Source organism: Sphingobacterium sp. 1.A.5 (genome assembly GCF_002734235.1).
GTDB lineage: Bacteria > Bacteroidota > Bacteroidia > Sphingobacteriales > Sphingobacteriaceae > Sphingobacterium > Sphingobacterium daejeonense.
This window is the reverse complement of record NZ_PEBA01000056.1, coordinates 207,869-232,937: the sequence shown is the minus strand read 5'-3', so window position 1 is coordinate 232,937 and position 25,069 is coordinate 207,869. Positions and strand designations below refer to the sequence as shown.

General features: G+C 37.0%; 22 protein-coding genes. 15 read left to right on the top strand and 7 right to left on the bottom strand.

Going from position 1 to position 25,069, the window contains the following annotated elements; genetic code table 11:
* The first annotated feature begins 4 nt into the window (after positions 1-4).
* Positions 5-826, top strand: coding sequence for a DUF4249 domain-containing protein (locus CRT24_RS16780; protein ID WP_099372333.1), 822 nt, complete (start codon positions 5-7; stop codon positions 824-826).
* Here CRT24_RS16780 and CRT24_RS16775 read toward each other — a convergent pair.
* Positions 815-1,429, bottom strand: a complete 615-nt coding sequence (locus CRT24_RS16775) for a polysaccharide deacetylase family protein (RefSeq protein WP_099372332.1) — start codon at positions 1,427-1,429, stop codon at positions 815-817. The two genes, CRT24_RS16780 and CRT24_RS16775, sit on opposite strands and share 12 nt — an antisense overlap.
* A gap of 97 nt (positions 1,430-1,526) precedes the next feature.
* Here CRT24_RS16775 and CRT24_RS16770 point away from each other — a divergent pair, with 97 nt between their 5' ends.
* The 3 genes from CRT24_RS16770 to CRT24_RS16760 all read left to right on the top strand — a co-directional run bounded on the left by CRT24_RS16770 (position 1,527) and on the right by CRT24_RS16760 (position 3,942).
* A complete protein-coding gene (locus CRT24_RS16770; RefSeq protein ID WP_180269163.1) occupies positions 1,527-2,414 on the top strand; it encodes a helix-hairpin-helix domain-containing protein in 888 nt (295 codons plus the stop codon).
* On the top strand, positions 2,414-2,944 hold the full coding sequence (locus tag CRT24_RS16765; protein WP_099372330.1) for an adenine phosphoribosyltransferase: 531 nt from the start codon (positions 2,414-2,416) through the stop codon (positions 2,942-2,944). Before CRT24_RS16770 ends, CRT24_RS16765 begins: the two co-directional genes overlap by 1 nt.
* Positions 2,945-3,162: 218 nt before the next feature.
* A complete protein-coding gene (locus tag CRT24_RS16760) occupies positions 3,163-3,942 on the top strand; it encodes a TerC family protein (RefSeq protein ID WP_099372329.1) in 780 nt (259 codons plus the stop codon).
* Between the two features lie 805 nt (positions 3,943-4,747).
* Here CRT24_RS16760 and CRT24_RS16755 read toward each other — a convergent pair.
* On the bottom strand, positions 4,748-5,308 hold the full coding sequence (locus CRT24_RS16755; protein ID WP_099372328.1) for a hypothetical protein: 561 nt from the start codon (positions 5,306-5,308) through the stop codon (positions 4,748-4,750).
* Entirely contained in the window at positions 5,292-6,851 is a 1,560-nt protein-coding gene (gpmI, locus tag CRT24_RS16750; RefSeq protein WP_257214073.1) for a 2,3-bisphosphoglycerate-independent phosphoglycerate mutase, read from the bottom strand. The genes CRT24_RS16755 and gpmI overlap by 17 nt, the downstream gene beginning before the upstream one ends.
* A gap of 166 nt (positions 6,852-7,017) precedes the next feature.
* Here gpmI and CRT24_RS16745 point away from each other — a divergent pair, with 166 nt between their 5' ends.
* The 4 genes from CRT24_RS16745 (at position 7,018) to CRT24_RS16730 (ending at position 9,904) form a co-directional block, all read left to right on the top strand.
* The gene (locus tag CRT24_RS16745) at positions 7,018-7,431 is read left to right on the top strand and encodes a DUF4783 domain-containing protein (protein WP_144034603.1); all 414 of its coding nucleotides are present in this window, start codon (positions 7,018-7,020) and stop codon (positions 7,429-7,431) included.
* 75 nt (positions 7,432-7,506) lie between these two features.
* Positions 7,507-8,364 carry a carboxylating nicotinate-nucleotide diphosphorylase gene (gene nadC, locus CRT24_RS16740; protein ID WP_099372325.1) on the top strand — a complete coding sequence of 286 codons (858 nt, stop codon included), beginning with the start codon at positions 7,507-7,509 and terminating at the stop codon, positions 8,362-8,364.
* 13 nt (positions 8,365-8,377) lie between these two features.
* A complete protein-coding gene (plsY, locus tag CRT24_RS16735) occupies positions 8,378-9,028 on the top strand; it encodes a glycerol-3-phosphate 1-O-acyltransferase PlsY (RefSeq protein WP_099372324.1) in 651 nt (216 codons plus the stop codon).
* Between the two features lie 75 nt (positions 9,029-9,103).
* Positions 9,104-9,904 carry a M48 family metallopeptidase gene (locus CRT24_RS16730; protein ID WP_099372323.1) on the top strand — a complete coding sequence of 267 codons (801 nt, stop codon included), beginning with the start codon at positions 9,104-9,106 and terminating at the stop codon, positions 9,902-9,904.
* Between the two features lie 379 nt (positions 9,905-10,283).
* Here CRT24_RS16730 and CRT24_RS16725 read toward each other — a convergent pair whose 3' ends face one another.
* On the bottom strand, positions 10,284-10,640 hold the full coding sequence (locus CRT24_RS16725) for a hypothetical protein (protein WP_099372322.1): 357 nt from the start codon (positions 10,638-10,640) through the stop codon (positions 10,284-10,286).
* 166 nt (positions 10,641-10,806) lie between these two features.
* Between CRT24_RS16725 and CRT24_RS16720 the strand changes: the two genes are divergently transcribed.
* The 4 genes from CRT24_RS16720 to CRT24_RS16705 all read left to right on the top strand — a co-directional run bounded on the left by CRT24_RS16720 (position 10,807) and on the right by CRT24_RS16705 (position 16,519).
* Positions 10,807-11,691 (top strand): ABC transporter ATP-binding protein, encoded by an 885-nt coding sequence (locus CRT24_RS16720; RefSeq protein WP_099372321.1) that lies wholly within the window; start codon positions 10,807-10,809, stop codon positions 11,689-11,691.
* A complete protein-coding gene (locus tag CRT24_RS16715) occupies positions 11,684-15,331 on the top strand; it encodes a M1 family aminopeptidase (protein ID WP_099372320.1) in 3,648 nt (1,215 codons plus the stop codon). Before CRT24_RS16720 ends, CRT24_RS16715 begins: the two co-directional genes overlap by 8 nt.
* A gap of 66 nt (positions 15,332-15,397) precedes the next feature.
* The gene (locus CRT24_RS16710) at positions 15,398-15,802 is read left to right on the top strand and encodes a GNAT family N-acetyltransferase (protein WP_257214072.1); all 405 of its coding nucleotides are present in this window, start codon (positions 15,398-15,400) and stop codon (positions 15,800-15,802) included.
* A complete protein-coding gene (locus tag CRT24_RS16705) occupies positions 15,803-16,519 on the top strand; it encodes an AAA family ATPase (RefSeq protein WP_099372318.1) in 717 nt (238 codons plus the stop codon). It begins immediately after the preceding gene.
* 5 nt (positions 16,520-16,524) lie between these two features.
* Here the strand turns inward: CRT24_RS16705 and CRT24_RS16700 are convergent, their stop codons facing one another.
* Together CRT24_RS16700 and CRT24_RS16695 are read right to left on the bottom strand one after the other, a co-directional pair.
* Positions 16,525-17,850 (bottom strand): Na+/H+ antiporter NhaC family protein, encoded by a 1,326-nt coding sequence (locus CRT24_RS16700; RefSeq protein ID WP_099372317.1) that lies wholly within the window; start codon positions 17,848-17,850, stop codon positions 16,525-16,527.
* 335 nt (positions 17,851-18,185) lie between these two features.
* Entirely contained in the window at positions 18,186-19,637 is a 1,452-nt protein-coding gene (locus tag CRT24_RS16695; RefSeq protein WP_099372316.1) for a sodium:alanine symporter family protein, read from the bottom strand.
* Positions 19,638-19,842: 205 nt separating this feature from the next.
* Here CRT24_RS16695 and CRT24_RS16690 point away from each other — a divergent pair, with 205 nt between their 5' ends.
* Entirely contained in the window at positions 19,843-20,796 is a 954-nt protein-coding gene (locus tag CRT24_RS16690) for a hypothetical protein (protein ID WP_099372315.1), read from the top strand.
* Positions 20,797-20,853: 57 nt separating this feature from the next.
* On the opposite strand, the gene CRT24_RS16685 is transcribed toward CRT24_RS16690, so the two are convergent.
* Positions 20,854-21,234 carry a PEGA domain-containing protein gene (locus CRT24_RS16685; protein ID WP_099372314.1) on the bottom strand — a complete coding sequence of 127 codons (381 nt, stop codon included), beginning with the start codon at positions 21,232-21,234 and terminating at the stop codon, positions 20,854-20,856.
* Positions 21,235-21,467: 233 nt separating this feature from the next.
* Here CRT24_RS16685 and CRT24_RS16680 point away from each other — a divergent pair, with 233 nt between their 5' ends.
* Both CRT24_RS16680 and CRT24_RS16675 read left to right on the top strand, forming a co-directional pair.
* Entirely contained in the window at positions 21,468-23,093 is a 1,626-nt protein-coding gene (locus tag CRT24_RS16680) for an ABC-F family ATP-binding cassette domain-containing protein (RefSeq protein ID WP_099372313.1), read from the top strand.
* A 242-nt stretch (positions 23,094-23,335) separates the two neighbouring features.
* Positions 23,336-25,069 (top strand): GMC family oxidoreductase, encoded by a 1,734-nt coding sequence (locus tag CRT24_RS16675; RefSeq protein ID WP_099372312.1) that lies wholly within the window; start codon positions 23,336-23,338, stop codon positions 25,067-25,069.

Below are 25,069 nucleotides of genomic sequence, written 5' to 3'. Positions count from 1 at the left end.
AATCATGATAAAAAGACCATTATATAGATTTTTACTTTTCAGCTTTTTATTGATTTTAACTAGCTGTGAAGACCTTATAGATATCGATCTAAACAGTGCAAATCCAAAAGTTGTAATTGTCGCTGACATCAATAATGAAGAAAAGACGCATGAAATCCTTATCAGTAAAACTGTGAATTTTGATGATGAGAGACCTAATGATCCTGTGGATGATGCGTTAGTCTACATAAGGTTGGGCAATGGAAGGGTTTATCAATTTGTTTCTGCTGGTGGTGGAAGGTATATTAATACTGATATTCCTATGGCGATGGGAGAGACCTATAATCTAGTAGTCCAAGTAGATGGTGAAGAATATACTTCAACAACACGCATGTTGGCCTATATAGATATTGATTCTATTGGTGTAACAGAAGAAAATATTTTCAACGAGGATTTTTATTTTATCAATTTAAAATTCAATGATCCTGAAGGGGAAGCGAACTACTATCGTTATAGTATGTCTATCAATAACAAGCCTTTTAAATTCAATGCTGTGTTTTCGGATAAATTCAACGATGGCAATGAGTGGACTCATCAATTGGGCAGCGATGGGAGTGGAAATGATATTAAACCCGGAGATAATCTGAGAATCAGACGGCAAATCATTACAAAAGAGGTTTTTAATTATTGGTCAGAATATGCTAGCACCAATCCTGGTAGTGCGGCACCGGGAAATCCAACATCTAATATAAGCAATGATGCACTAGGATATTTCAGCGTCAGCAGTGTTAGAGATTATACAGTAGATATCGCTCCCAAACCCGCAGACCCTGAATCAGGGAACTAAGGTTTTGAATTGATAACCTTGCTCAATTAGATAGTCAATGCTTTTGGGCAAGGCGTATTTAACATTGTTAATGGCTTTGATATTATCGTGAAATACGATAATACTACCGTTACGGGTTTTATCGATGCAATTCTTATAGCATTGCTGGGGGGTGATTTCCTGATCATAATCGCCAGTCAATACATCCCACATCACAATCTTAAAATCCTTTGCCAATTCTTTCATTTGTGATTTTTTAGCTCTTCCGTAAGGAGGTCTAAAAAGATTTGTCCGTGTAAGTTCTTGGCATCGATTGATGTTATCAAAATAATCTTTGTTTTCGGTGTTCCAGCCTCTTAAATGGTTATAAGTGTGATTACCTACCACATGACCTTCGTCCAATAGCCTTTTGAAAATTTCTGGATGTTTTTTGATGTTTTCACCCACACAAAAGAACGTAGCCTTCACATTCTTTTCTTTCAAGCAATCTAATATCCAAGGTGTGATTTCTGGGATTGGTCCATCATCAAATGTTAAGTAAATATTATTTTTATTCTTATCCTCTCTCCAAATCGCTTCTGGATAAATGTATTTGAGGATAAAAATGGGGCGGACAAAATGCATATTGCAACTATCAGATATTTTTACAAATTTAATAAAGTTTTAGTATTGCAGGTAAGTTTCATGGGGATAGATGAAAAAGCTAATCGAGTTCTTTCAATTGACCAGAAAAGAACAAAGAGGAATGTTCTTGTTAATCCTTCTAAATTCTCTACTGCTAACCGTTAACATTTTTCTTCCTGTCTTCCATAAACAAAAAGATATTCAATTCAATATGGAAGAAATGGCTTTTGCAAAAGAGTCTACATCGAAACCAGCACCTGCCTCATATATAAAATCTAAGCAAAATAAACACAAACACAATAAGAAAAGCAGTCAGGAATTATTTAAGTTCAATCCAAATGTATTGGATAAGGCTGGCTGGGTTAAGTTAGGGCTTAGTGATAAGCAAGCGCAAGTAGTTCTAAATTATAGAGAAAAAGGAGGTGTTTTCAAAAATAGAGATGATCTGAAAAAAATATACGTTCTTGATGATGAATTATTAGTTGATTTGTTGCCATTTGTTGAAATCCCGCAGACAGCAAATGAGATCCGAAAGCCCACAGTTTTCAAAGATAAAATTAGCAAAGACAATTACACGAATTTAAGTATCGATATTAATTTGGCTGATAATTCTGAATTTATGAAACTGAAGGGGATAGGACCTGTATTTTCAAATAGGATAATTAAATTTAGGGATGCATTAGGCGGATTTGTGAAAACGGAACAATTGTCAGAAATATATGGGTTGCCCGAAGAAACTTATCATCATATTTTTCCTAAACTTACAGTAGACAGATCAGATGTTAAATTATTAAAAATTAACGTTATATCTGTGTCTGAATTATCTAAACATCCTTATGTTACTTATAAGCAAGCACAAACAATTATCAACTATAGAAATCAGCATGGAGCTTTTGATAGGGTTGAAGATTTGTCGAAAATTCATTCTTTAGATGAGGATTTTTTCCGTAAAATTGAATTTTATTTGGATTTTACCGAACATTAATGATTGAAGAACAGCTTAAAGCCTTTATCCGTGACATTCCGGATTTTCCCCAACCGGGAATTGTTTTTAAAGATATTACCCCCTTACTACAAAAGCCAGAGGTTGTGAAATTGGCCGTTAAAGAATTTGTCAGAAAACTTGAGGGCATTGAGATTGACGTAATAACTGGAATTGAAAGTAGAGGGTTCTTGTTTGGTTTTCTGCTTGCTCAAGAAATGAACAAACCATTTGTTCCTATCCGTAAGCAAGGAAAATTACCTTTTCATACCATTTCAGAATCTTATAAATTGGAATATGGCCAAGCAACGATAGAAATGCATGAAGACGCCATTAAAAAAGGTACTAAAGTTTTAATGCACGATGACTTGCTAGCTACCGGTGGAACTGTCGTCGCAGCCAGTAAATTGGTCGAAAAATTAGGCGGTGTAATCGCTGGATATTCCTTTGTAATCAGTCTTGACTTTTTACAGAGCGCTGGTCGACTAACGAGATTTAGTGAAAATATTGTTTCTCTGGTGCATTATGACTAGACGGTATTCGATAGACATAAGACATAAGACATAAGACAAAAGACTTGGTATAGTTTCTCAGAAATTAATAAACGTAAAACTGGAAAAATTTACACACACGCAATACTTGAATTATTTGCACACACACATACACACACACGCTACTAGAATAAACTATACAAAAAATTTATAATTAGATAATTGGTATAATTAAATAATCACACTACTAGAATAATTTTATGGAATGGATATCGGATCCTAATATTTGGATTTCATTTTTAACCTTGACGGTCTTGGAGATTGTCCTGGGTATTGACAACATTGTTTTTATCTCAATACAAAGTGCAAAGTTGCCAGTAGAGCAACAGAAGAAAGCTAGGCAATTGGGATTGCTATTGGCATTGGTTATGCGGGTAGGATTGTTGTTTTCGATCAAATGGATTATGGGCTTAACGGCGCCATTTATTAATTTGGCGGATACCATTGGTGTTGACCATCCTGAATGGAGCCGCTATCTTCAATTGTCAGGAAGAGACTTGATCTTGTTTATTGGAGGTTTGTTCCTGATCTATAAATCTACAACCGAAATTCATCATAAAGTAGAAGGACATACTGAATCAGCAAAAGCAAGGAATAAACCTGCTACATTCGCCAATGTCATTGTACAGATTATTATTCTGGATTTAGTGTTCTCTTTGGATTCCGTTATTACCGCTGTAGGTATGGTGGACAGTATTGGTGTTATGGTGGCGGCCGTAATTGTAGCAGTAGGAATAATGTTGATTTCTGCCGAAGGTATCTCAAAATTTGTTAATGATTATCCATCCGTTAAGATGTTGGCATTAGCTTTCTTATTGTTGATCGGGGTATCTCTTACAGCAGAAGCATTCGACCAACATATCCCTAAAGGATATATTTATTTCGCAATGGCATTCTCCGTATTGGTTGAGTTCTTGAATATCAGGTCTGAGAAAAAAGCTCAATTGCAATTGGAAGAGGAGAAAAAGAAGGGGATATGAGATGTGAGATGTGGGATTTGAGATAGAAAACGTGAAATAAAGTCTATTTACCTTCGGTGGTTGAGCGGAATTTTAACGCAAGTGATCCAAAGCACAAAGCCCGCGCACAACACTTGCGCTAGCACAGCTGAAGATGGTTGGTGGAGACACCAACCATGGCGTTTTGAGGCGAAGCGCCCGTCATTCAGCCGCACAAAGCCCGCACACAATATTTGCGCTAGCACAGCTGAAGATGGTTGGTGGAGACACGAATACGGTGGTTGAGCGGAATTTTAACGCAAGTGATCCAAAGCACAAAACCCGCGCACAACACTTGCGCTAGCTCAGCTGAAGATGGTTGGTGGAGACACCAACCATGGCGTTTTGAGCCGAAGCGCCCGTCATTCAACCGCACAGAGCGTGTACACAACACTTGCGCTAGCTCAGCTGAAGATGTTTTGTCGAGACTTCAATCATGGCGTTTTGAGGCTAAGCGCCTGTCAAACAACCGCACAGAGCGTGTACAAAACACTTGGTTAGCTCATCTGAAGATGGTTGGTGGAGACACCAACCATGGCGTTCTCCGAAGCACCTGTCAAACAACCGCACAATGCGTGTACAAAACACTTAGCTAGCTCATCTGAAGATGTTTGGTGGAGACATCAACCATGGCGTTCTGCCAGCGCTCAACACTTCGATACCTAAGGATGAACCATCGTTCCGAAAAAATATGAGATTAATCATTCCGCTTAATATTCTTTCTACTATCTCATTTCTCATTTCTCACATCTCACATCTCACATCTCATATCTAGCCAAAGGCTCCACTAAAACTCGCCTTGAACTTTGTAATAGTTGTCGCCCATAACTTTGACGTGTTGATTTTTTTCAACGAGGTAGAAGTTGTTTTTTTCGTAGACCAAGAACTCTGAAGTTTTATAAAGGGTGTTTCTAACTTCTTTTTCTACGGAGATCATTTTGGGTTGTCCTTGTTGATCGAGTTGAATTCTGACGCATGAAAGGTCGAGTTCAGGATTGGTGAAGGAATATTGGATTACAGAGTCAGCAGTATCAACTTTAACAAAACCTGCATAGGCTGGTTTGTTGAGATCAATAGCCTTAAAGCTGGATAATTCTACTGCCCAATCTTTAATTTTCAATTTTTTGGACTCTTCGTTTTCATCTTTTTTCACTGTTTTGTTCACTTCAGGATTCAGTGCTGCCAATGAGTCGATTTCTTTTTGAAAGAAGGAGGGAAGGTCGAATAGTTTTTCCTGGTTCTCAATTTTCGCTTGTTGCTCCTTATTTTCGCAACTATAAAAAGCAGCAGTAATACAAATTACTGCTGCGATATTTTTGATTCTCTTAATATTAATATGCAAGGACATTTCCAGTCATTTCTGAAGGTATTGGCAAGTTCAGCAATTGCAGTACCGTTGGAGCCACATCCCCTAATTTACCATCTTTAATATTTTTGTATTGGTTGTCAATCAAGATACAAGGCACTAAATTAGTAGTGTGTGCGGTATTGACTGATCCATCCTCATTGATCATAAATTCAGAGTTACCGTGATCGGCAAGGATAATAAACGAATAGCCATTGTTGATTCCAGTTTCAACCACACGTTTGGTGCAATTATCTACTGTTTCCACAGCTTTAACTACAGCTTCAAAAACTCCAGTATGGCCTACCATGTCTGGGTTGGCAAAATTTAAACAAATAAAATCCGGTTTATTCTCTTCCATATCCTTACAGATGGAGTCTGCTATGGTATTGGCACTCATTTCGGGTTGCAGATCATAAGTTGCAACTTTTGGAGAAGGAATTAATAATCTTCTTTCACCCTCAAATTGATCTTCGCGTCCTCCTGAGAAAAAGAATGTTACGTGAGGGTATTTTTCAGTTTCAGCAATACGGACTTGAGTCTTATGCTGCAAGGATAAAGTTTCTCCCAATGTTTGGGTAAGATTGTCTTTATGAAAAATAACCTTGACATTTTTGAATGTTTCATCATAAGAAGTCATGGTTACATAATAAAGATTTAATGGTTGCATGTGATATTCAGGGAAAGCCTGTTGAGTTAGGGCAATTGTAATTTCCCTACCACGATCTGTTCTGAAATTATAACAGATTACCACATCACCATCTTTGATTGTTGCTTTAGGAAGCCCCTGTGAGTCCACCATAACTATTGGTTTTAAAAACTCATCTGTAATTCCTAAGCTATAAGATTGTTCGATGGATTCCGCAAGGTTTGTAGAAGGGATACCTATTCCTTTTGTCAATAGGTCATATGCCTCTTTTACGCGTTCCCAACGGTTATCGCGGTCCATTGCATAATATCTTCCGATTGCGGATGCTATGGTCCCTACAGAATTTTCTAGAAAAGTCGTCAAGTCGTTAACATATCCAAAACCACCGTTAGGGTCTGTATCACGACCATCCAGGAAAGCATGGATAAAGACTTGTTCGTCAGTTAGGTTTGCATCTTTTGCGGCGTCGCAGAGAGCTTTAAGATGTTCGATATGTGCATGGACACCACCATCAGACAAAAGACCGATGAAGTGCACTTTTTTATTGTTTTGTTTGGCATAGGCGAATGCATCCTGAATGGTAGGGTCAGTTTTGAATACACCTTCTTGTGCGGCTTTATTGATACGACCTAATTCTTGATATACGATTCTACCTGCACCGAGGTTCATGTGCCCGACTTCGGAGTTTCCCATTTGCCCTGCCGGTAAGCCAACAGCTTCACCTGAAGCTTCAAGTTTGGAGTTAGGGTAGGTTGCAAGAAGATAGTCTAAAAAAGGGGTGTTAGCAGCTATTACAGCGTTTGAATTATCATTTTTTCCGTAGCCTAATCCATCCAAGATTAATAATGCTACTTTTTTATGTTCAGAACTCATTACACAAATATACTTATTCTCCATTAGAAACACTAAAAAGAGAATTTGGTTGTATCGAAAAGCAACAAATTCGTTAATGACCAAAATAAACAAGGATTGGCATAATTTTCGCTGATTGTAGAGCGGAAAATGAATTTAATGTTAATTGGCGGAAATTATTTATAATTCTGCTGTTAACACCCAAGCAATTATGTTAAAAGTTATTCGTGATTTTGGTTTGATATTGAGACGGTTTGCATTTGCAATGCTGTTTTTGCCATTGGTTGCTTTCGCGAGCTTCCAAACGGATATTGCTTTGGAATTGCTTGGAGCATTAAAAGCGAACAGCGCGAAAAATGTAGCAAATATGTTCGGTCAAAATGTTTCATTGTCCATAAAAAATGACTCCGGCTATTATTCGAAATTTCAGGCTGAAGTTATTTTAAGCGACTTCTTTAGAACTTCAAAAACTACAGAAGTCAAACAGGTACAACGCACTAACCGAAGTAACAATAGTTTTTATATTGTTTACCAGATTAAGACCAATCAAGGTTCATATCGTGTATTTGTGAAGTTTAACCAAACAGGTGGCGAAGCACAAATAAATGAACTGCGAATTGAATAAAGTTTTTAATTTTTCTTATTTAAGTTTTCAAATAAATATATTTTTATTCATCTTCGCTTAATTTTAATTTGCTAAATGGAGAGAGAATTCAAAGATAAACTGGTACATTTTGTTCAAGAAGCCCTTGTAGAAGATGTAGGAGCAGGGGATTATACCTCATTATCTACGATAAAAGAAGAACAATTAGGAGAGGCTCAATTATTAGTTAAAGAAGAAGGTATCTTGGCGGGTGTTGAAGTTGCCAAAGAAATTTTTTCTCAGATTGATCCCGAATTAGAATTTGACCAATTAATTACGGACGGCAGCTCCGTTAAATATGGTGATATTGCTTTTAAGATTAAAGGCAAGATTCATACGATCTTGAAGGGTGAGCGATTGGTTCTGAATATCATGCAAAGGATGTCAGGAATCGCAACTCAAACCGCAAAATATGTTCAAGCAATTTCTGGCACTAAAGCAAAAGTCTTAGATACCAGGAAAACGACTCCATTATTGCGTTTTTTGGAAAAAAAGGCTGTAGAAATTGGAGGGGGAGCGAACCATCGCTTTGGTTTGTATGACATGATTTTGATCAAAGATAACCATGTGGATTATGCAGGAGGGATTTCCGCTGCTGTAAATGCCGCATTTGCCTATAAAAAAGAAAAACAATTGGATATAGCGATAGAAGTGGAGGTTAGAAACTTTGAAGAGTTAAACGAAGTTTTGAGTCTAGATGCTGTTGATCGCGTAATGTTTGACAACTTTAGTCCTGAACAAGTTAAGGAAGCTGTTGATTTGGTGGCTGGAAGATTAGTGACCGAAGCATCAGGTGGAATAACCTTGGCAACCATTGCTGACTATGCGAAACAAGGAGTTGATTATATTTCTGTAGGTGCACTAACTCATTCGGTTAAAAGTCTGGACTTGAGCTTGAAAGCAAAACTTATTTAGTAAATTGCTGTAGATGATATCAATATATCTAGTAGGAATAGTCATATTAGCATATCTTTTCGGTTCAATCCCTACTGCGGTTTGGTTTGGGCAGGCATTTTATGGAGTAGATGTTCGTGAATATGGAAGTGGAAATGCCGGTGCCACCAATACTTTTAGAGTATTAGGGAAAAAAGCAGGATCCATTGTAATGTTCGTTGACATTCTAAAAGGATGGACAGCGACTAATCTACCATATTTATTGGATAGTTCAATTGTTGGGAACCATGATGGACCCCAATTTGTAAATGTTCAGCTTGCATTGGGTGTTATTGCTGTATTAGGCCATTTATTCCCGATTTTTGCAGGATTTAGAGGAGGAAAAGGCGTGGCTACTTTGTTTGGTATGGTTCTCGCTATCCATTGGCCAGCAGCCCTTATCTGTGTATCAGTCTTCTTACTTGTCCTTTTGATAACCCATTATGTTTCTCTAAGTTCTATTATGGCAGGTTTTGCTTTTCCATTTTCCGTGGCTTTTATTTTCAAGACTACCGTACCATCTATTCTATTATATGGAATTGCGATATGTGCCTTAATTCTTGTTACCCACCAAAAAAATATAGAACGACTGCTCAAAGGGAAAGAATCCAAAATATATTTATTCAAGAAAAAATCTAAGGATTAAACTTTTGGGTACAAGTTTTGTTTAATACTTCGAGATGTTAAAAATGTATTAGATAAACTAAATCAAATAAAACTTATGAAACGAATTACAAAATATGCTGCCATGATGCTTTTAGGAGCTACTTTGGTAGGTTGTGCTACTTCCGCAATCACTGGACGTAGGTACTTAAAATTAGTTGATTCCAAGACCATAAACGATCAAGCCGCATTGGCTTATAAGGACTTTTTGAGTAAAAACAGCTCTAAAGTTGAAACAGGATCTGCAGCAGCAACGCAGGTAAAAAGAGTAGGTAATAGAATTGCTCAAGCAACGAATGAATATTTAAGGCAGATTGGGGCTGCTGATAAATTCAATTTCAACTGGGAATTCAATCTTATCGAAAGTGACCAAGTAAATGCTTGGTGTATGCCAGGTGGTAAAGTAGCAGTGTATACTGGTATTTTGCCTGTAGCAAAAAATGATGCCGGATTAGCAACAGTAATGGGACACGAAATTGCACACGCAATCGAAGAACATTCAGTTTCTCAAGTGTCAAATGCTATGGCTGCTCAATTGGGTGCGCAATTATTAAATGCTGCTGGAACAATCAGTAACAGTAGATATACAGGTATTATTAACCAAGTGTATGGAATTGGTTACCAAGTAGGATCATTGAAATTTTCACGTAACGATGAGTTGGCTGCAGATAGAGCAGGACTAATCTTGATGGCAATGGCAGGTTATAACCCTGAAGAAGCTGTCGGTTTCTGGGAAAGAATGTCGCAAGGTAAAAAAGGAAGCACTCCTGAATTCTTAAGCACTCACCCTAGCGATGCAAGACGTATCAGCCAATTGCAAGCATTGATACCAGAAGCAATGAAGTATTATAAGAAGTAAGAACGAAGCTTTAGACATAAGACACAAGACATAAGACATTAGACTTTTTGTCTTGGTATAAATTAAATTGCCGGCTAGGATAACCTAGCCGGCTTTTTTATTTGTTAGCATCATAGCCGAAACAGGTCGTGAGGAGGTCGAAGTGGGTAAGGAAGGCAATCACGAAGCCAGTTCCGAAGCCTATCACCAAGCCGTTCACGAAGTCAATATCGAAGCCGGTCAAGAAGCTGTGGTCGGTGGTACGACGCCGTGGTCGGTGTGACTAAGCCGTGGTCGGTGTCCCCACCGACCACTTTTTTGACAATTAGCTGGCTGGGATGATGGTTGGTGGAGACACCAACCATGGCGGCAGCGGGGACACCAACCATGGCGGCAAAGCTTAGACATAAGACACAAGACATAAGACATTAGACTTTTTGTCTTGGTATAAATGAAATTGCAGGCTAGGATAATCTAGCCGGTTTTTTTGTGTTATCATCATAGCTGAAACAGATCGTGGAGGGGGCGAAGTGGGTAAGGAAGGTGTGCCGAAGATGGTAACGAGAGCAATATCGAAGCTTGTCACGAAGTCAATCACGAAGCCAGTTCCGAAGCCGTGGTCGGTGTCCCCACCGACCACTTTTTTGACAATTAGCTGGCGGCAATGATGGCTGGTGGGGACACCAACCATGGCGGCTGTGGGGACATCAACCAGTCCGGCAATAGTGTTTGTTTGTTTGGTTAGTCCACCATCCATGTTAGCAAGTTATGTAAAGCACCATACCAATTCTAATGTCTAATGTCTAATGTCTTATGTCATATGTCTAATGTCTAAAACCAATTTTAAATAATTTTCAATCTTTTCTGTTACATTTTTTAAGTTTAAGCTACTAATTATATAACTAACAAAAAACGAAATTTCTATGGAACTTAAGATTCAGAATTTAACGAAGACATATAACAACGGAGTCAAGGCTTTGGATGATGTAAACTTGGAGATTGGTCCGGGTATGTTTGGTTTACTGGGGCCTAATGGTGCTGGAAAATCATCATTGATGCGTACCATTGCAACTTTGCAAAGCCCTGATAGCGGAAGCATTCAATTTGGTGACATTGATGTGCTGAATGATAACAATGCCTTGAGAAGGGTATTGGGATATTTGCCGCAAGAATTTGGTGTTTATCCTAATCTTAGTGCTGAGGAATTGTTGAATTACTTTGCTGATTTGAAAGGAATCAGTAATAGAAAAGATAGAAACAAGATTGTTGAAAGTGTTCTTCAGATCACTAATCTATATGATTTCAGGAATAAAAGTGTAAGTGGTTATTCAGGCGGTATGAAACAACGATTTGGTATTGCTCAGATGTTGTTGAATGATCCAAAACTAATTATTGTCGATGAACCTACTGCTGGTTTGGACCCTGCAGAAAGACATCGATTTTTGAATGTTCTAAGAGAGATTGGTGCTCAACATACCGTTATTTTTTCTACGCACATTGTTGATGACGTGCGGGAACTGTGCCATGAGCTGGCTATTATGAATGGGGGAAAGGTACTTTTCCGTGGAAGCACTCAACAAGGGACCGATTCTCTCAACGGGAAAATATGGAAAAAGAAAATTGAGAGGGCAGACTTTGATGCTGAAAATCTAAAATATAATATTATCTCCTCCAATTATAACCAGGACAACAGCTTGAATATTCGGGTATACCATGATACCTTACCTGATGAATCATTTAGTCCGGCAACTCCAATTTTGGAAGATGTTTATTTTGTTACCCTTAAAAGTGATAAAGTAAATGTTTAGTACGATTTTTCTATTCGAAATAAAACGTTGGTTGAAGCAACCCGTGTTTTATGTGTATTGTGCCATTTATTTTGCACTGGCCTTTTTTACTGTTATTTCAAATCTTGGGGCTTTCGATGCTATTACAAGCACTACTTCAGATCCAGTGTATGTGAACTCTCCTATAAAAATTGCAGGGTTTCTGAATAGTTTTGCAACATTAATCTATTTTCTGCTTCCAACTATAATAGGTGCATCTGTATACAGAGATTACCTGTATAATATGCATACTTTATTGTTCTCTTACCCTTTGAGTAAGTTTAACTACCTAACTGCAAAGTTTTTGAGCTCGTTGGTGGTCGTTACTTTTATAGCTTTTCTATGTGTCGTAGCATATTATCTTGCGCAATTTTATCCGGGGATAAACAAAGAATTGTTGGGTCCAAATAATCCTAGAGCTTACTTGGAAGGTTTCTTTATTACGGTAGTTCCCAATTTTATTTTATTTGGAAGCATCATATTTGCTTTAGTAACCTTCAGCAGGAATATTTATGTGGGATTTGTTTTTGTATTGGTGTTGTTCTTATTGCAATCGTTATTGGATGTAGTCACACAAAATGTAGACAATAGATATCTTGTTGCTTTATTGGATCCATTTGGATTCCAACCTTTAATGTACTATTCTCGCTATTGGAGTGTAGAAGAGCAAAACAATAATTTTGTTCCTATACAAGGGGTATTATTTTACAATAGATTGATCTGGCTTGCCGTTGCCTCTATATTTTTTGGAATAGTATATTACAAATTCAGTTTTTCTCAATTGGGTATATCCTTTAAAAAGTCTAAAGGAGGTGCTCGAATGATAAAGGATAATTTCGGCAGTATCCTAAAAATTGATTTGCCTAAAGTAAATTTCGACTATAGTTTTTTGTCAAACATAAAACTGAGCTGGCGACTTTCCAATATTGATTTCAAATTTCTGGTAAAAAATTGGACCTTCTATATATTGTTGCTGATTGCAGTTTTATTTGTCCTGATTGTGATTTCTGTATCCGGAGAAATGTTCGGTACAAACACCTATCCGGTGACATGGCAAGTATTAATTGCTATGGGGAGTATTTATGGGTTTTTCTTGAGTATCATGATTTTCCTATTCTCCGGAATGTTGGTACATAAATCTAGGCAGACCAATATGTTTTTGTTGATAGAATCCACGGCTGTTCCAAATTGGGTGTTGTTGTTATCCAAAGTTATTGCATTAGTAAAATTAGTGTACTTAGTTATGCTAGTTTGCATGATCAATGGAATAGTATATCAGGTTTATAAAGGGTATTTTAATTTTGAAATCGGACATTATTCCTATGAGTTATTTGTCCTTTATCCAATCAAGTTTTTATATCTAATTCTGTTCGCATTCTTTATTCAGAATCTATTTAAGAATTATTTTGTAGGATTCATTGTGTGTTTGATATTTTATTTTGCATTACCATTTTTACCAAGAATTGGGGTCGAGCAAATGATTTTTATTCCAAATGCGGATCCGTCCTACAATTATTCAGACATGAATGGTTATGGCGATATCAGACATTTTATTTATTACCGAATTTATTGGATTTTATTTGGGTTAGTTTTATTTGGATTGACATTGCTCTTGTGGAGAAGAGGGATTATCTCTAATCTAGGTGAAAAATTTAAATCCTTTTTCACTAGACTGAAGCCTGCAATCTATATTCCTACTTTGTTAGCATTAGCTGGATTCATAGGGCTTGGTTATTCCATATATGTTGAGAAGAATGTAAATCAGCCTAACTATTCCAATAAAGAGTCTGAAATGCATCAAGTTGATTATGAGAAGAAATACAAGAAGTATGACGGGAGACCTATTCCTAGGTTAATAGATTCAAAAGTTGCTATCGACATTGATCCAAAAAATAGAAACTTTGTTGCTAATGCTAACTTTACTTACGTAAATAAGACTGGGGTGCCTATTGATACCATCTTTATGAATATGTCACCAAATATCTTAATCGATGCTAAATTTCATCAAGGAGCGAAAAAGATACTTAAAGATTCAGTTCTAGCCATCGAGATATATCAGTTGAGTAATGCATTGAACCCTGGTGATACTCTCAAGATTGATTATCAAATTAAGAATAAGCCTAATAACTTTCTATTTGACCGTTCTGAAGTTTTGGCAAATGGAACTTTTATGAACAATTTAATGTTCCCTGTCTTGAGTTATAATGAAACAGGGGAGTTGGCTGACAATAGGGTTAGGAAAAAATATGGACTTCCTGATAAGAGAAGAATGCCGGATCCTCGGGATAGTTCAAAATTGGGCAATAATTATATATCTCAAGATGCAGATTGGATTGACTTTGAAGCTACCATTAGTACCAGTCCTGATCAGATTGCAATCGCTCCGGGATATTTGCAGAAAGAATGGGAAAAAGACGGAAAGCGATATTTCCATTACAAAATGGATGCACCGATTTTGAATTTTTATTCTTTTATGTCCGCTAAATATGAGGTCAAGAAAGAAAAATATAAGGGTAAGGATTTGGAAATCTATTATCATAAAGGACACGAATATAATTTGGAACGAATCATGGCTTCGATGAAGAAATCGTTGGATTATTTTGAATCCAATTATGGTCCTTATCAATTCCGTCAGATGCGAATCATCGAATTTCCTAAAACTATGGGTACCTTCGCTCAAGCATTTGCCAATACTGTTCCTTTTTCTGAGGGCATTGGGTTTATTGCGAAGGTTGATGAAAATGACCCTAACGCCGTGGATTATCCCTATTCTGTAGTGTCACATGAGTTTGCTCATCAATGGTGGGCTCATCAAGCTATTGGTGCATTTGCTCAAGGGTCAACTATGATGTCGGAATCATTGTCAGAATATAGCTCATTGAAAGTTCTTGAACATACCTATGGAAAAGGACAGATGAAAAGATTCTTAAAAGATGCATTGGATAATTACTTGTTAGGAAGATCAAATGAGATCATTCGGGAAAACCCATTGATGTTCAATGAAAATCAGGGTTATATTCATTACAATAAAGGTTCTTTAGTAATGTATGCTTTGAGTGACTACCTTGGTGAGCAAAAGTTCAATGATTTCTTGAAAGCTTATTTGTCGAAGGTGAAATTTCAAAATCCACCATATACCACCTCGATTGAATTTGTTGATATGCTGAAGCTTGTAGTACCAGATTCTCTGCAATATTTGGTAACTGACCTTATAGAAACGGTAACTATTTATGACAATAAGGTCAAAGATGTAAAAGTCAATCCTCTTTCCAATGGCAAGTATGAAGTGGAGATGGATTATCAAGTTTCAAAATACAGAACAGATCCATTAGGAAAAAGGATGTATGAAGATGTGAAAGGTACTGCATTATCTGTGAAGGATGGCAAGAAAAATATACAGTCATTGCCATTAAAAGATTATGTGGAAGTTGCGATTTATGCTAAGCCAGTTAAGAAAGGAGAATTTGAGGTAGATAATCCATTATATTTAAAAAAGATCAAAATTGATAAGATCAATAATAAATTTAAGATGGTGCTGGACAAAATGCCTTATGAAGTTGGAGTAGATCCCGACAATAAACTTTTGGATACTGACTCCAATGATAATAGAAAGAAAATTTAATAAAGATAAGACTGAAAATACATAATGATTATTGAGCAATTTAATTCAAAGGATTACAGTGAAATTATGAAAGTTTGGGAATCTTCTGTTCTGGAAACTCATCATTTTTTAAAGGATGAAGATTTTGAATTCTTTAAGGAGGTGATTCCAAGAGATTACTTGCCGAACTTGAATATTTACGTTCTTATTGAAAATGGATTGAAAGCATTTCTGGCCTATAATAATAATCAATTAGAGATGTTTTTTGTAGATGCTGAGTCTAGGGGAAAAGGATTTGGAAGCATATTAATCAGATATGCTATAGACCATCTAAACATAAAATATGTAGATGTGAATGAACAAAATGAACAGGCGATAGGGTTTTATAAAAAATTTGGATTTTCGCAATTTGGCAAGTCATTGCGAGATAGTTCTGGCAGAGATTATCCAATATTACACTTATCTTTGCAGAAGGATAAAAATATAGATTAAATGAATATTCAGGACCTTATTATCAAGGACAAAGACCAAGTTTTACTTCAAGACGTGTTTTTAAGTGATGAAAACCGAGAACAAATCGATCAGTTAATTAAAGAACACAAATATCTTGAGGATTTAAAGAGTTATGGTCTTCCGGTAAGTAATAAGGTCCTGTTATATGGCCATTCCGGTTGTGGCAAAACAACAACGGCAAAGGCAATTGCAAATAGTCTGGGAAAACCATTGATCATTTTAAATCTCAGCAATGTAATTAACTCTAGGATAGGTGAGACTTCGCAAAATGTGAAGCAGGTTTTTGACCGAGCAGCACGCGACAAAGGAGTTTTATTCTTGGATGAGTTTGACCAATTGGGAAAAGCACGTGGCGATGACGACAATGATGTTGGTGAGATGAGAAGACTGGTGAATTCGATCATTCAGCAAATAGATTACTTGCCGGATGATGTTCTGCTCATCTGTGCGACAAATCACATTGATATTATAGATTCTGCCTTGATTAGAAGGTTTCAATTTCGAATTCAGTATGAGATGCCTTCCAATGAAGCCTTGAACCAATACTATGATTCTTTACTGGCTAGATTTCCTGAAGAACTTCATCCTAAATCCAGGCGATATGGAATATCTTATGCAGAGGCAAAGGATAGCTTATTCGCTGTTGTCAAATCCAATCTGATCAAAAAGTTGGATATGAAAGGCAGATTTTTGTAAGATCTTTATGTTAATTGAGCTTCTTTTTTGTCCTTTCTGAAAATGATAAATAAAAAGGCTACCAATCCCATCAACACTGGATAATATAGATATTGCATAATATCGATCGGCGAAAGGAGAGTCTTACCTTCTTCAGAAAGCACCACGTTCGCTGCTGCCAATGCAGCTAAAATTTGTGCACCATAAGGTACTAATCCCTGGATGAAACAAGAAATCGTGTCCAAAATACTGGCAACCCGACCACCATTTAGCCCATTCTCATCTGAAATATCTTTTGCAATAGGACCTACAATGACAATGGTAATGGTATTATTTGCAATCGCTAAATTCACTAAACTTACCAAAAATGCAATGCTCAATTCAGCTCTTTTCTTCGAATTGATTTTTTTGGTTACCACATGAAGTAAATAATCTATTCCACCGTTCATTCTAATAATTCCGACAACGCCACCGATAATCAAACAGAGAATACTCAACTCAAACATTCCAGCAAAACCATCATTAATCGATTTTAGGATAGAAAGAAAATCAATGGATCCGGTGGATATTCCGATAATTGCAGCACTCAGAATTCCTACACCTAAAGTCCAAATTACGCTCAAACCTGATAAAGCCAATATAAAGACGATGATATAAGGTAATATTTTAATCAATTCGTAATCGCCAATTTGCATATCATGTGCATTATTCAGCATGTTAAATCCTTGGAGTCCATAGATTATCATTACGATAATGGCAACAGGAAGTACTAATTTAAAGTTGACTCTGAATTTTTCTTTCATTGCAACATTCTGGGTTCTGGTAGCTGCGATAGTAGTGTCAGAGATGAAGGATAAATTATCACCAAACATTGATCCACCAATGACGGATGCCAATGCAATAGGCATAATCCCGGCTATGTTCTCTTCGAGTCCCACAGCAATAGGAGCGAGGGCTACGATAGTTCCTACTGACGTACCCAATGAGGTAGAAATAAAACAAGAAACCAAGAACAGTCCTGCTATGACAAATTGTGGAGGAATGTAGGTGAGTGCAAAATTGATGGTGGAGGATATTGCACCGATATTTTTTGACAACTCCCCAAACGCACCTGCCAATAAGAAAATCAAGATCATGATCAGGATGTTCTCATCCCCAGAGCCTTTTGCAAAACTTGCTAATTTCTCGTTGAAATTCTTTTTAGGAAACTGGAAGAAAGCAACAAATAGAGCTATTACAAATACAACTAAGACAGGGAGTGCATAAAAATCTCCTAAAATATATGATCCTGCGAAGTAAATAACTACAAAGAGGATTAATGGTAATAAGGCCCAAAAACTGCCTTTATTCATAAGATTAGATTAAATTAAAAATTTTTCAAAAGTAGCATATTATTCACAAAATCAACAGAATCAGGGAGATTTGAGTTTTTGAATGAGATTATTAATCGTGCTAAAGCCTTTTAAAAACTGATTTTCAATGTCTTAATGTTTTGGTAATTAGAAATATTATGTAACTTTAGTAACTATCACCAAGATAAACATAAAACAATCGAAATGAAAAGAACCCCATTGACAACTTTAATTCTGTTGTTACTAGTGGCATTCGTTTTAGTATTTGCTACTACCTGCTTCGGGATTCATTAAAAAAAGCGAGGTTTGATTTTTAAAATCAAACCTCGCTTTTTTTATTCTGGTTTGTTTTCCCAGTAATCTGCGTTTTTAATACCTATTGCTTTTGGATCAAAATCTAGAACTTCCATACCTTGTTTTCTTTTGGTTTTGTAATCTTTCCATACTTTCATGGCTGTTTTACTAAGCAAAAGGATAGCAATTATATTGGTCCATGCCATCAGACCAACACCAATATCACCAATTGCCCATGCGGTATCGGCAGTTCTCACTGTTCCAAAATAAACTGTCGAAAGGAATACAATCTTAAAGATCCAACCGATTATTTTTCTTGTTTTTTCATTTTTAACCAAGTATGCAATATTGGTATCTGCATAATAGAAGTAAGCCATTATGGTTGTAAAGGCGAAGAAGAATAGTGCGATAGCAACAAATCCATTTCCAAAACCAGGGAAGTGATGTGATACTGCAGCTTGGGTAAATCCATTATAATCTACTCCAGGTAAGTTTTCAACTAATAATGTAGTCGGTTGCCCTGCTTCATTGACTTCTGTTACATTGTACATCCCTGTAAATAATATCATTAGAGCTGTTGCAGTACATACAAATAAGGTATCTACATATACTGAGAAGGCTTGTACAAGACCTTGCTGTGCTGGATGTGATACTTCCGCAGCTGCCGCGGCATGTGGTGCTGTACCTTGTCCCGCCTCATTGGAATAAATCCCACGTTTCACTCCCCAAGCTATGGCCATACCGATAATACCTCCAAAAGTAGCATCTAAACTAAATGCACTGCTAAAGATTAAACTAAATACCTCAGGAATTTGATGGTAATTCATGGCAATTATTACCAAAGTCATAATTATATAACCTCCAGCCATAAATGGAACAACGAATTCTGCAACTGTACCAAGTCGTTTAACTCCGCCAAAAATTATTAAGATTAGTAAAACAACAATTCCAATCCCTGTATAATTAGTCGGTATAGCGTATGCATTGAAAGCTGAAGAAGCAATTGCGTTACTTTGTACTCCTGGTAATAGTAATCCAGCACTGATGATTGTTAAAATCGCAAAGATGGCTGCATACCATTTTACTCCTAGTCCCTTTTCTATGTAGAATGCTGGTCCACCTCTAAATTCATTACCTTCTTTCTGCTTGTACAATTGTCCTAATGTTGCTTCAACAAATGCTGATGCTGATCCTAAAAAAGCAATAATCCACATCCAGAAAATTGCCCCTGGTCCACCGTAAAATATAGCTGTTGCTACACCGATGATATTTCCAGTGCCAACACGACCAGAAATTGCCAAAGCAAATGCCTGAAAAGAGGAAATACCTTCGTCTGACTTTTTCTTTGCAAAAAGCAAACGCAACATGTCTTTTAAATATGCAATTTGAAGAAATCCTGTACGAAAAGAAAAGTAGAGTCCTGTGCATAAGCACAAATAAATGAAGACTTCGCTCCACACTAGATTGGAGATCGAGGAAATGATATTATCCATTAATTTGGTTTAAATAGTTATTAGCCATTAAATATTTTGTAAAGAAAAGATTTTTTTTAGAAAAATTCACAAAATAAATTGATGATTACTTTGAAGCAATAGAAGAGATGTAAATGGAATTGGATGCTTTATTAAATTTAAAAATTTTAAAAATCCTTGGAATTACCGATTGCAAGCACCTAATTTGTTATATAATTCACACAATATGAAAAGGGCCAATCTATTATTCACTTCATTGCTATTTATTTTTGTGACTTCCTGCAGCTCTGTCAAGAATATTGAAATTCGAGATTTATTGCACCATAGCAATTGCAACCAACAGAATGTGTATGAATACACTCAAGATAGTCTTCCTATTCCATTGCATGAGCGTGATATCTCACCAATAGTTGCTCAAAAGTTGAGTTTTAATAATCTTAATATGGCCAATGCCATCGGGATATTAGGTTCTGTTACACGATTTGTAGAACTGAGGCAAAACCCAAAACCAATGGATGATTTAGCTTATCGGTTGGAATTGCTGGAGCTCAAGCAGGCGATTGACCAAAAGATCAACAGTTCTTCTTTAGAGATTTCAGCCATATCATCGGAAATGGATTGTGAAGAGGAGAGGACCAGTCAGGTAGCGAATTACCTTGTGGGAAAAATAAGAGAAAAGGAATCGAAATTGACCATTGGAGCTATCGTTGTCGGTGCATTGGGTGCGATATTAACGGAAGGTGTTATTAAAGAAGAACGCGCAAGCCATATTGTTGGTATTTCCACCGGTGTTGCAGAAGCTACTTTTGGTGTGATGATGTTATTGAATGATGAAACCACTGAGTTTTATCATAAACGAAATGCATTGAAGGATGTTTGGTTTGGTGCACCTACCTCCAAAAATTTTCCTGCCGCAGTTTGGTATTATTTAAATTATTCGAACCCTGAGAATGGTATTAAAACTTCTTTGAGAGAACAGATAATCGAAAAATGGAGAAGCTTTGGCCAGGTTAAAAAATCGTCTGAAGAGGAAATGTCGGATATCTACTTTGGTGAAGGAGGAAAATATACCAGTGAGCAGTTAGAGAATAGAGCTGATATGTATGATCAGTTAGAATCCAATATTAATTTAATGAAACAGGATCTAAAGGCTTTGTCTTCTGAAATCGAGAAATTATAAGTTAGGTTGAAAAAAAATAAAGCCATTACAGAGACCCGTAATGGCTAATATATTATATTATAATTGTTGGTCTTCGGGTTTGAGATTTATTTCATAGAAAATTGGGTCGTATTTCATCATTGCTCCAGTTGCAGCATCGATAATAAATCCAGGCAAGAATAATAAGTTGACGACCGATACAGGATTGAATGTTGTGGCAGGTGTGAATGTATGACTTTTAAAACCTTCTTTTGTTAAGGTGATGATTTGTCCAGAAAATCCTTTTTTTAATTCAATGTTAGCTGGAGTAGTCCCTTGTTCAACACCATTGATTTCGATCAAAGCTCCACTGGGATTTGATTTGATGAGGACACTTTGTTTAGATCTTGTAAAAACAGTTGCGCACGACGTAGTCAATAATAAAATAGAAGCTAGTGCAATTGAGATTTTTGTTTTCATGTAAAAATAATTGATTTCGTTAATTTAATTGTACGACAGTTAAAATTAGGAAAGGTTTAATTGATTGACATGATAATTTTGAGAATTTTTAACCCTGTGTTACGAAATAGTAATTCAACAACATGAAATTGAGATTATTGGAGATTTAGATTGGGTTTTAGAAAATAAATAACTTTCCATATTGGCATATTAGTAGCCTTCAAAAACTGAATAAATAACTGTATCTTTGCGACATGATTAACGTTTCGAATTTATCTCTTCGCTATGGCAAACGTGTCCTTTTCGAAGATGTCAACTTAAAGTTCACTCCTGGAAACTGTTATGGTATTATTGGAGCGAACGGTGCCGGAAAATCAACATTTTTAAAAATCATTTCTGGAGAAGTAGATCCAACGTCAGGTTCAGTAGCCTTTACGCCAGGAGAGCGTATGTCTGTTTTGAACCAGAACCACTATGCATTCGATGAGTTCCCTGTTATCGAAACGGTAATGATGGGAAACCAAGAACTATATAAGGTCATGAAGGAGAAAGATGAAATCTATATGAAGGAAGATTTCTCTGATGCCGACGGTGAAAGAGCTGGTGAGTTGGAAAGTCTGTTTGCAGAAATGGACGGATGGAATGCTGAAAGTAATGCAGCGACCTTATTGAGTAACTTAGGTATTAAAGAAGAACTACACCACAAATTAGTTAAAGAACTGGATGGTAATGAAAAAGTTCGTGTGTTATTGGCACAAGCTTTATTTGGAAATCCTGATATCTTAATTCTGGATGAGCCTACCAACGACTTGGATATCAATACCATCGCTTGGTTGGAAGATTTCTTAGCTAGTTATGAGGCAATTGTTTTAGTAGTATCTCACGACCGTCACTTCTTGGATGCGGTATGTACTCATATCGTCGATATTGACTTTGGTAAAATGACTATCTACACTGGTAACTATAGTTTCTGGTACGAGTCATCGCAATTGGCATTGAAACAACGTGCCGACCAAAACAAGAAAATGGAAGACAAGGTTAAGGAATTGCAGGAGTTTATCCGTCGATTCTCAGCCAATGCTTCGAAATCTAAACAAGCAACTTCTCGTAAGAAAGCATTAGACAAGATCAATATCGAAGACATTAAGCCTTCGAACAGAAAATATCCAGCTATCATGTTCAATATGATGGACAGAGAGCCTGGAGACCAAATCTTGACCGTAGAGAACCTCGGCAAAACCATCAATGGCGAAGTTTATTTCAAGAATATCAGTTTTATGGTTAATAAAGGCGATAAAATTGCGATCCTTGCTGAAAATAACTTGGTAACCTCTGCATTCTACGATATTCTTACGGGTAGGGATAAAGATTATGTAGGTGAATTCAAATGGGGTATTACAATTACACCAGCAGATATGCCTATTGACAATGCTGAATTTTTTGAAGGTAAAAATGAGAACTTGGTTGATTGGTTAAGGGATTATACCACAAAACCTGATGCTGATGAGCAATTTATCCGTGGATTCTTGGGTAAAATGTTGTTCTCAGGGGAAGAGGTTCTTAAAAAAAGCTCAGTTTTATCCGGAGGTGAGAAAATGCGCTGTATGTTTTCAAGGATGATGTTGCAAGGAGCAAACTTCTTGATTTTTGATGAACCAACCAACCACTTGGATTTGGAATCCATTACTGCATTGAACAACGGTATGAGTGACTTTAGAGGATCTGTATTATTTACCTCACGAGATCATGAGTTGACACAAACAGTGGCAAATCGCGTAATTGAATTGACTCCAAATGGAATCATTGATAAATTGATGAGTTACGATGAATACATTAACTCGGATGCTGTAAAAGCTCAAAGAGAAGAAATGTATAAATAACAACAATACAATCTTATTAAAAAAGGGAAATGACTTCATTTCCCTTTTTTTATTATTCTTCTTTTAGAATATTTCAGACGGGTATATTAACCCATATCGATAGCGGTTTTAAAACGTATCAAAAATATTATAGGTATAAATACTGATTTCAGGATTGTTTTCCTATATTTAAGACTGCTAAATAGAATAAGCAGAGTAGATAAAGAGAATTTAAACCGTATTAAATCACATCACAAAAGTTTATGAGTGTTTTTGAAATAAAAGAAAACCCTGAAGTTTTTGATGCCATTGTTGTGGGATCTGGCGCTGGCGGGGGTATGGCAGGTTACATATTGGCTAACGCTGGTCTTAAAGTTTTAATGCTTGAGGCGGGTCCATTTTTTGATCCGGCAAAGGATGCCATGCAACTACGCTGGCCTTGGGAATCGCCACGAAGAGGGGCCGGGGTAACCCGTCCATTCGGGGATTTTGATGCTGCCTACGGCGGATGGCAATTAGATGGAGAGCCATATAGCAAGGTAGATGGAACTGAATTTGAATGGTTCCGTGCTCGGATGCTAGGTGGAAGGACCAATCACTGGGGCCGTATATCCCTAAGGATGGGACCAGATGATTTTAAGCCAACTGATGGAGTAACCGACGCTTGGCCGATTACTTACGAAGAAGTGAAGCCATTTTACGACCGTGTAGACCGTATGATCGGTATATATGGTACTGTAGAAGGAATTCACAATGAGCCTGATGGTATCTTTATGAAACCACCAAAGCCTCGTTTGAATGAGCTATATATTACCAAAGGAGCAAGGAAAGCAGGTGTTCCTGTTATTCCAGGTCGGGGTGCAGTATTGACAGAATCATCCCCTGAAATCAAAGGAAGAGGAACTTGTTTTTACTGTGGTCAATGTGGAAGATCTTGTAAAGTTTACGGTGATTTTTCGTCTTCATCTTGTTTAGTTATGCCTGCTATGAAGACTGGTAATCTGAAAGTTATAGACAATGCGATGGTTCGTGAAGTCTTGACCAATGATGAAGGTTTGGCAATCGGAGTTTCTTATGTAAATACGAAAGATTTGCAGGAATACTCAGTGAAAGGAAAAAAGGTAATCCTTGGTGCAAGTGCTTGCGAAAGTGCGAGATTATTGTTGAACTCAAAATCAAAAGCACATCCAGGAGGTATCGGTAATAGCAGTGGCTTGGTAGGAAAATATTTACATGATTCTACAGGTGCTAGTTTAGGTGGATTCTTACCGCAATTGTTGGATAGAAAGAGATACAATGAGGATGGGGCAGGAAGTGTCCATATTTATTCACCATGGTGGGGCGACCATAGCAAATTAAATTTCCCTAGAGGTTACCATATTGAATATGGTGGTGGTCTACATATGCCATCCTATGGTTTCTTGAATTTTGTTCCGAATGTAAATGGAATGGTGGCGGGAAGAAACGGTGAGAAGAAAGAAGCAGGTGGATATGGTGCGGGATTGAAGGATGATTACCGTCGTTTTTATGGTGCCAATGTTGGTATGGCGGGACGAGGTACTGCTTTAGCTCGTAAAGAAAATTACTGTGAAATTGATCCTACTCGTGTCGATAAATATGGTATTCCAGTTCTTCGATTCAACTATAAATGGGCGGATGAGGAAATTCAACAGGCTAAGCATATGCAGGAGACCTTCCAATCGATTATGCATGAAATGGGAGCCATCATTACTTCGAAAATTCCTGGTCCAGAAACCCTATACGGATTGGAAGCTCCTGGAAAGATTATTCATGAAGGTGGAACCACTCGCATGGGCGATGATCCCAAAACTTCTGTATTAAACAAATGGGGGCAAGCGCATGATTGTAAGAATGTGTATGTGGTAGATGCCGGTCCTTTTGTGCAACAAGGAGATAAGAACCTGACTTGGACTATTTTGGCCTTGTCGATGCGTACTGCTGAGTATATTTTAGAACAGAACAAGAAATTAGCATAA

Bases quoted from the DNA above. Each gene is read 5' to 3' on its own strand.
- CRT24_RS16780 (WP_099372333.1), top strand. From the start codon at position 5: ATGATAAAAAGACCATTATATAGATTTTTACTTTTCAGCTTTTTATTG.
- CRT24_RS16775 (WP_099372332.1), bottom strand. From the start codon at position 1,429: ATGCATTTTGTCCGCCCCATTTTTATCCTCAAATACATTTATCCAGAA.
- CRT24_RS16765 (WP_099372330.1), top strand. From the start codon at position 2,414: ATGATTGAAGAACAGCTTAAAGCCTTTATCCGTGACATTCCGGATTTT.
- CRT24_RS16760 (WP_099372329.1), top strand. From the start codon at position 3,163: ATGGAATGGATATCGGATCCTAATATTTGGATTTCATTTTTAACCTTG.
- CRT24_RS16755 (WP_099372328.1), bottom strand. From the start codon at position 5,308: ATGTCCTTGCATATTAATATTAAGAGAATCAAAAATATCGCAGCAGTA.
- gpmI (WP_257214073.1), bottom strand. From the start codon at position 6,851: ATGGAGAATAAGTATATTTGTGTAATGAGTTCTGAACATAAAAAAGTA.
- CRT24_RS16745 (WP_144034603.1), top strand. From the start codon at position 7,018: ATGTTAAAAGTTATTCGTGATTTTGGTTTGATATTGAGACGGTTTGCA.
- nadC (WP_099372325.1), top strand. From the start codon at position 7,507: ATGGAGAGAGAATTCAAAGATAAACTGGTACATTTTGTTCAAGAAGCC.
- plsY (WP_099372324.1), top strand. From the start codon at position 8,378: ATGATATCAATATATCTAGTAGGAATAGTCATATTAGCATATCTTTTC.
- CRT24_RS16730 (WP_099372323.1), top strand. From the start codon at position 9,104: ATGAAACGAATTACAAAATATGCTGCCATGATGCTTTTAGGAGCTACT.
- CRT24_RS16725 (WP_099372322.1), bottom strand. From the start codon at position 10,640: ATGGATGGTGGACTAACCAAACAAACAAACACTATTGCCGGACTGGTT.
- CRT24_RS16720 (WP_099372321.1), top strand. From the start codon at position 10,807: ATGGAACTTAAGATTCAGAATTTAACGAAGACATATAACAACGGAGTC.
- CRT24_RS16715 (WP_099372320.1), top strand. From the start codon at position 11,684: ATGTTTAGTACGATTTTTCTATTCGAAATAAAACGTTGGTTGAAGCAA.
- CRT24_RS16710 (WP_257214072.1), top strand. From the start codon at position 15,398: ATGAAAGTTTGGGAATCTTCTGTTCTGGAAACTCATCATTTTTTAAAG.
- CRT24_RS16705 (WP_099372318.1), top strand. From the start codon at position 15,803: ATGAATATTCAGGACCTTATTATCAAGGACAAAGACCAAGTTTTACTT.
- CRT24_RS16700 (WP_099372317.1), bottom strand. From the start codon at position 17,850: ATGAATAAAGGCAGTTTTTGGGCCTTATTACCATTAATCCTCTTTGTA.
- CRT24_RS16695 (WP_099372316.1), bottom strand. From the start codon at position 19,637: ATGGATAATATCATTTCCTCGATCTCCAATCTAGTGTGGAGCGAAGTC.
- CRT24_RS16690 (WP_099372315.1), top strand. From the start codon at position 19,843: ATGAAAAGGGCCAATCTATTATTCACTTCATTGCTATTTATTTTTGTG.
- CRT24_RS16685 (WP_099372314.1), bottom strand. From the start codon at position 21,234: ATGAAAACAAAAATCTCAATTGCACTAGCTTCTATTTTATTATTGACT.
- CRT24_RS16680 (WP_099372313.1), top strand. From the start codon at position 21,468: ATGATTAACGTTTCGAATTTATCTCTTCGCTATGGCAAACGTGTCCTT.
- CRT24_RS16675 (WP_099372312.1), top strand. From the start codon at position 23,336: ATGAGTGTTTTTGAAATAAAAGAAAACCCTGAAGTTTTTGATGCCATT.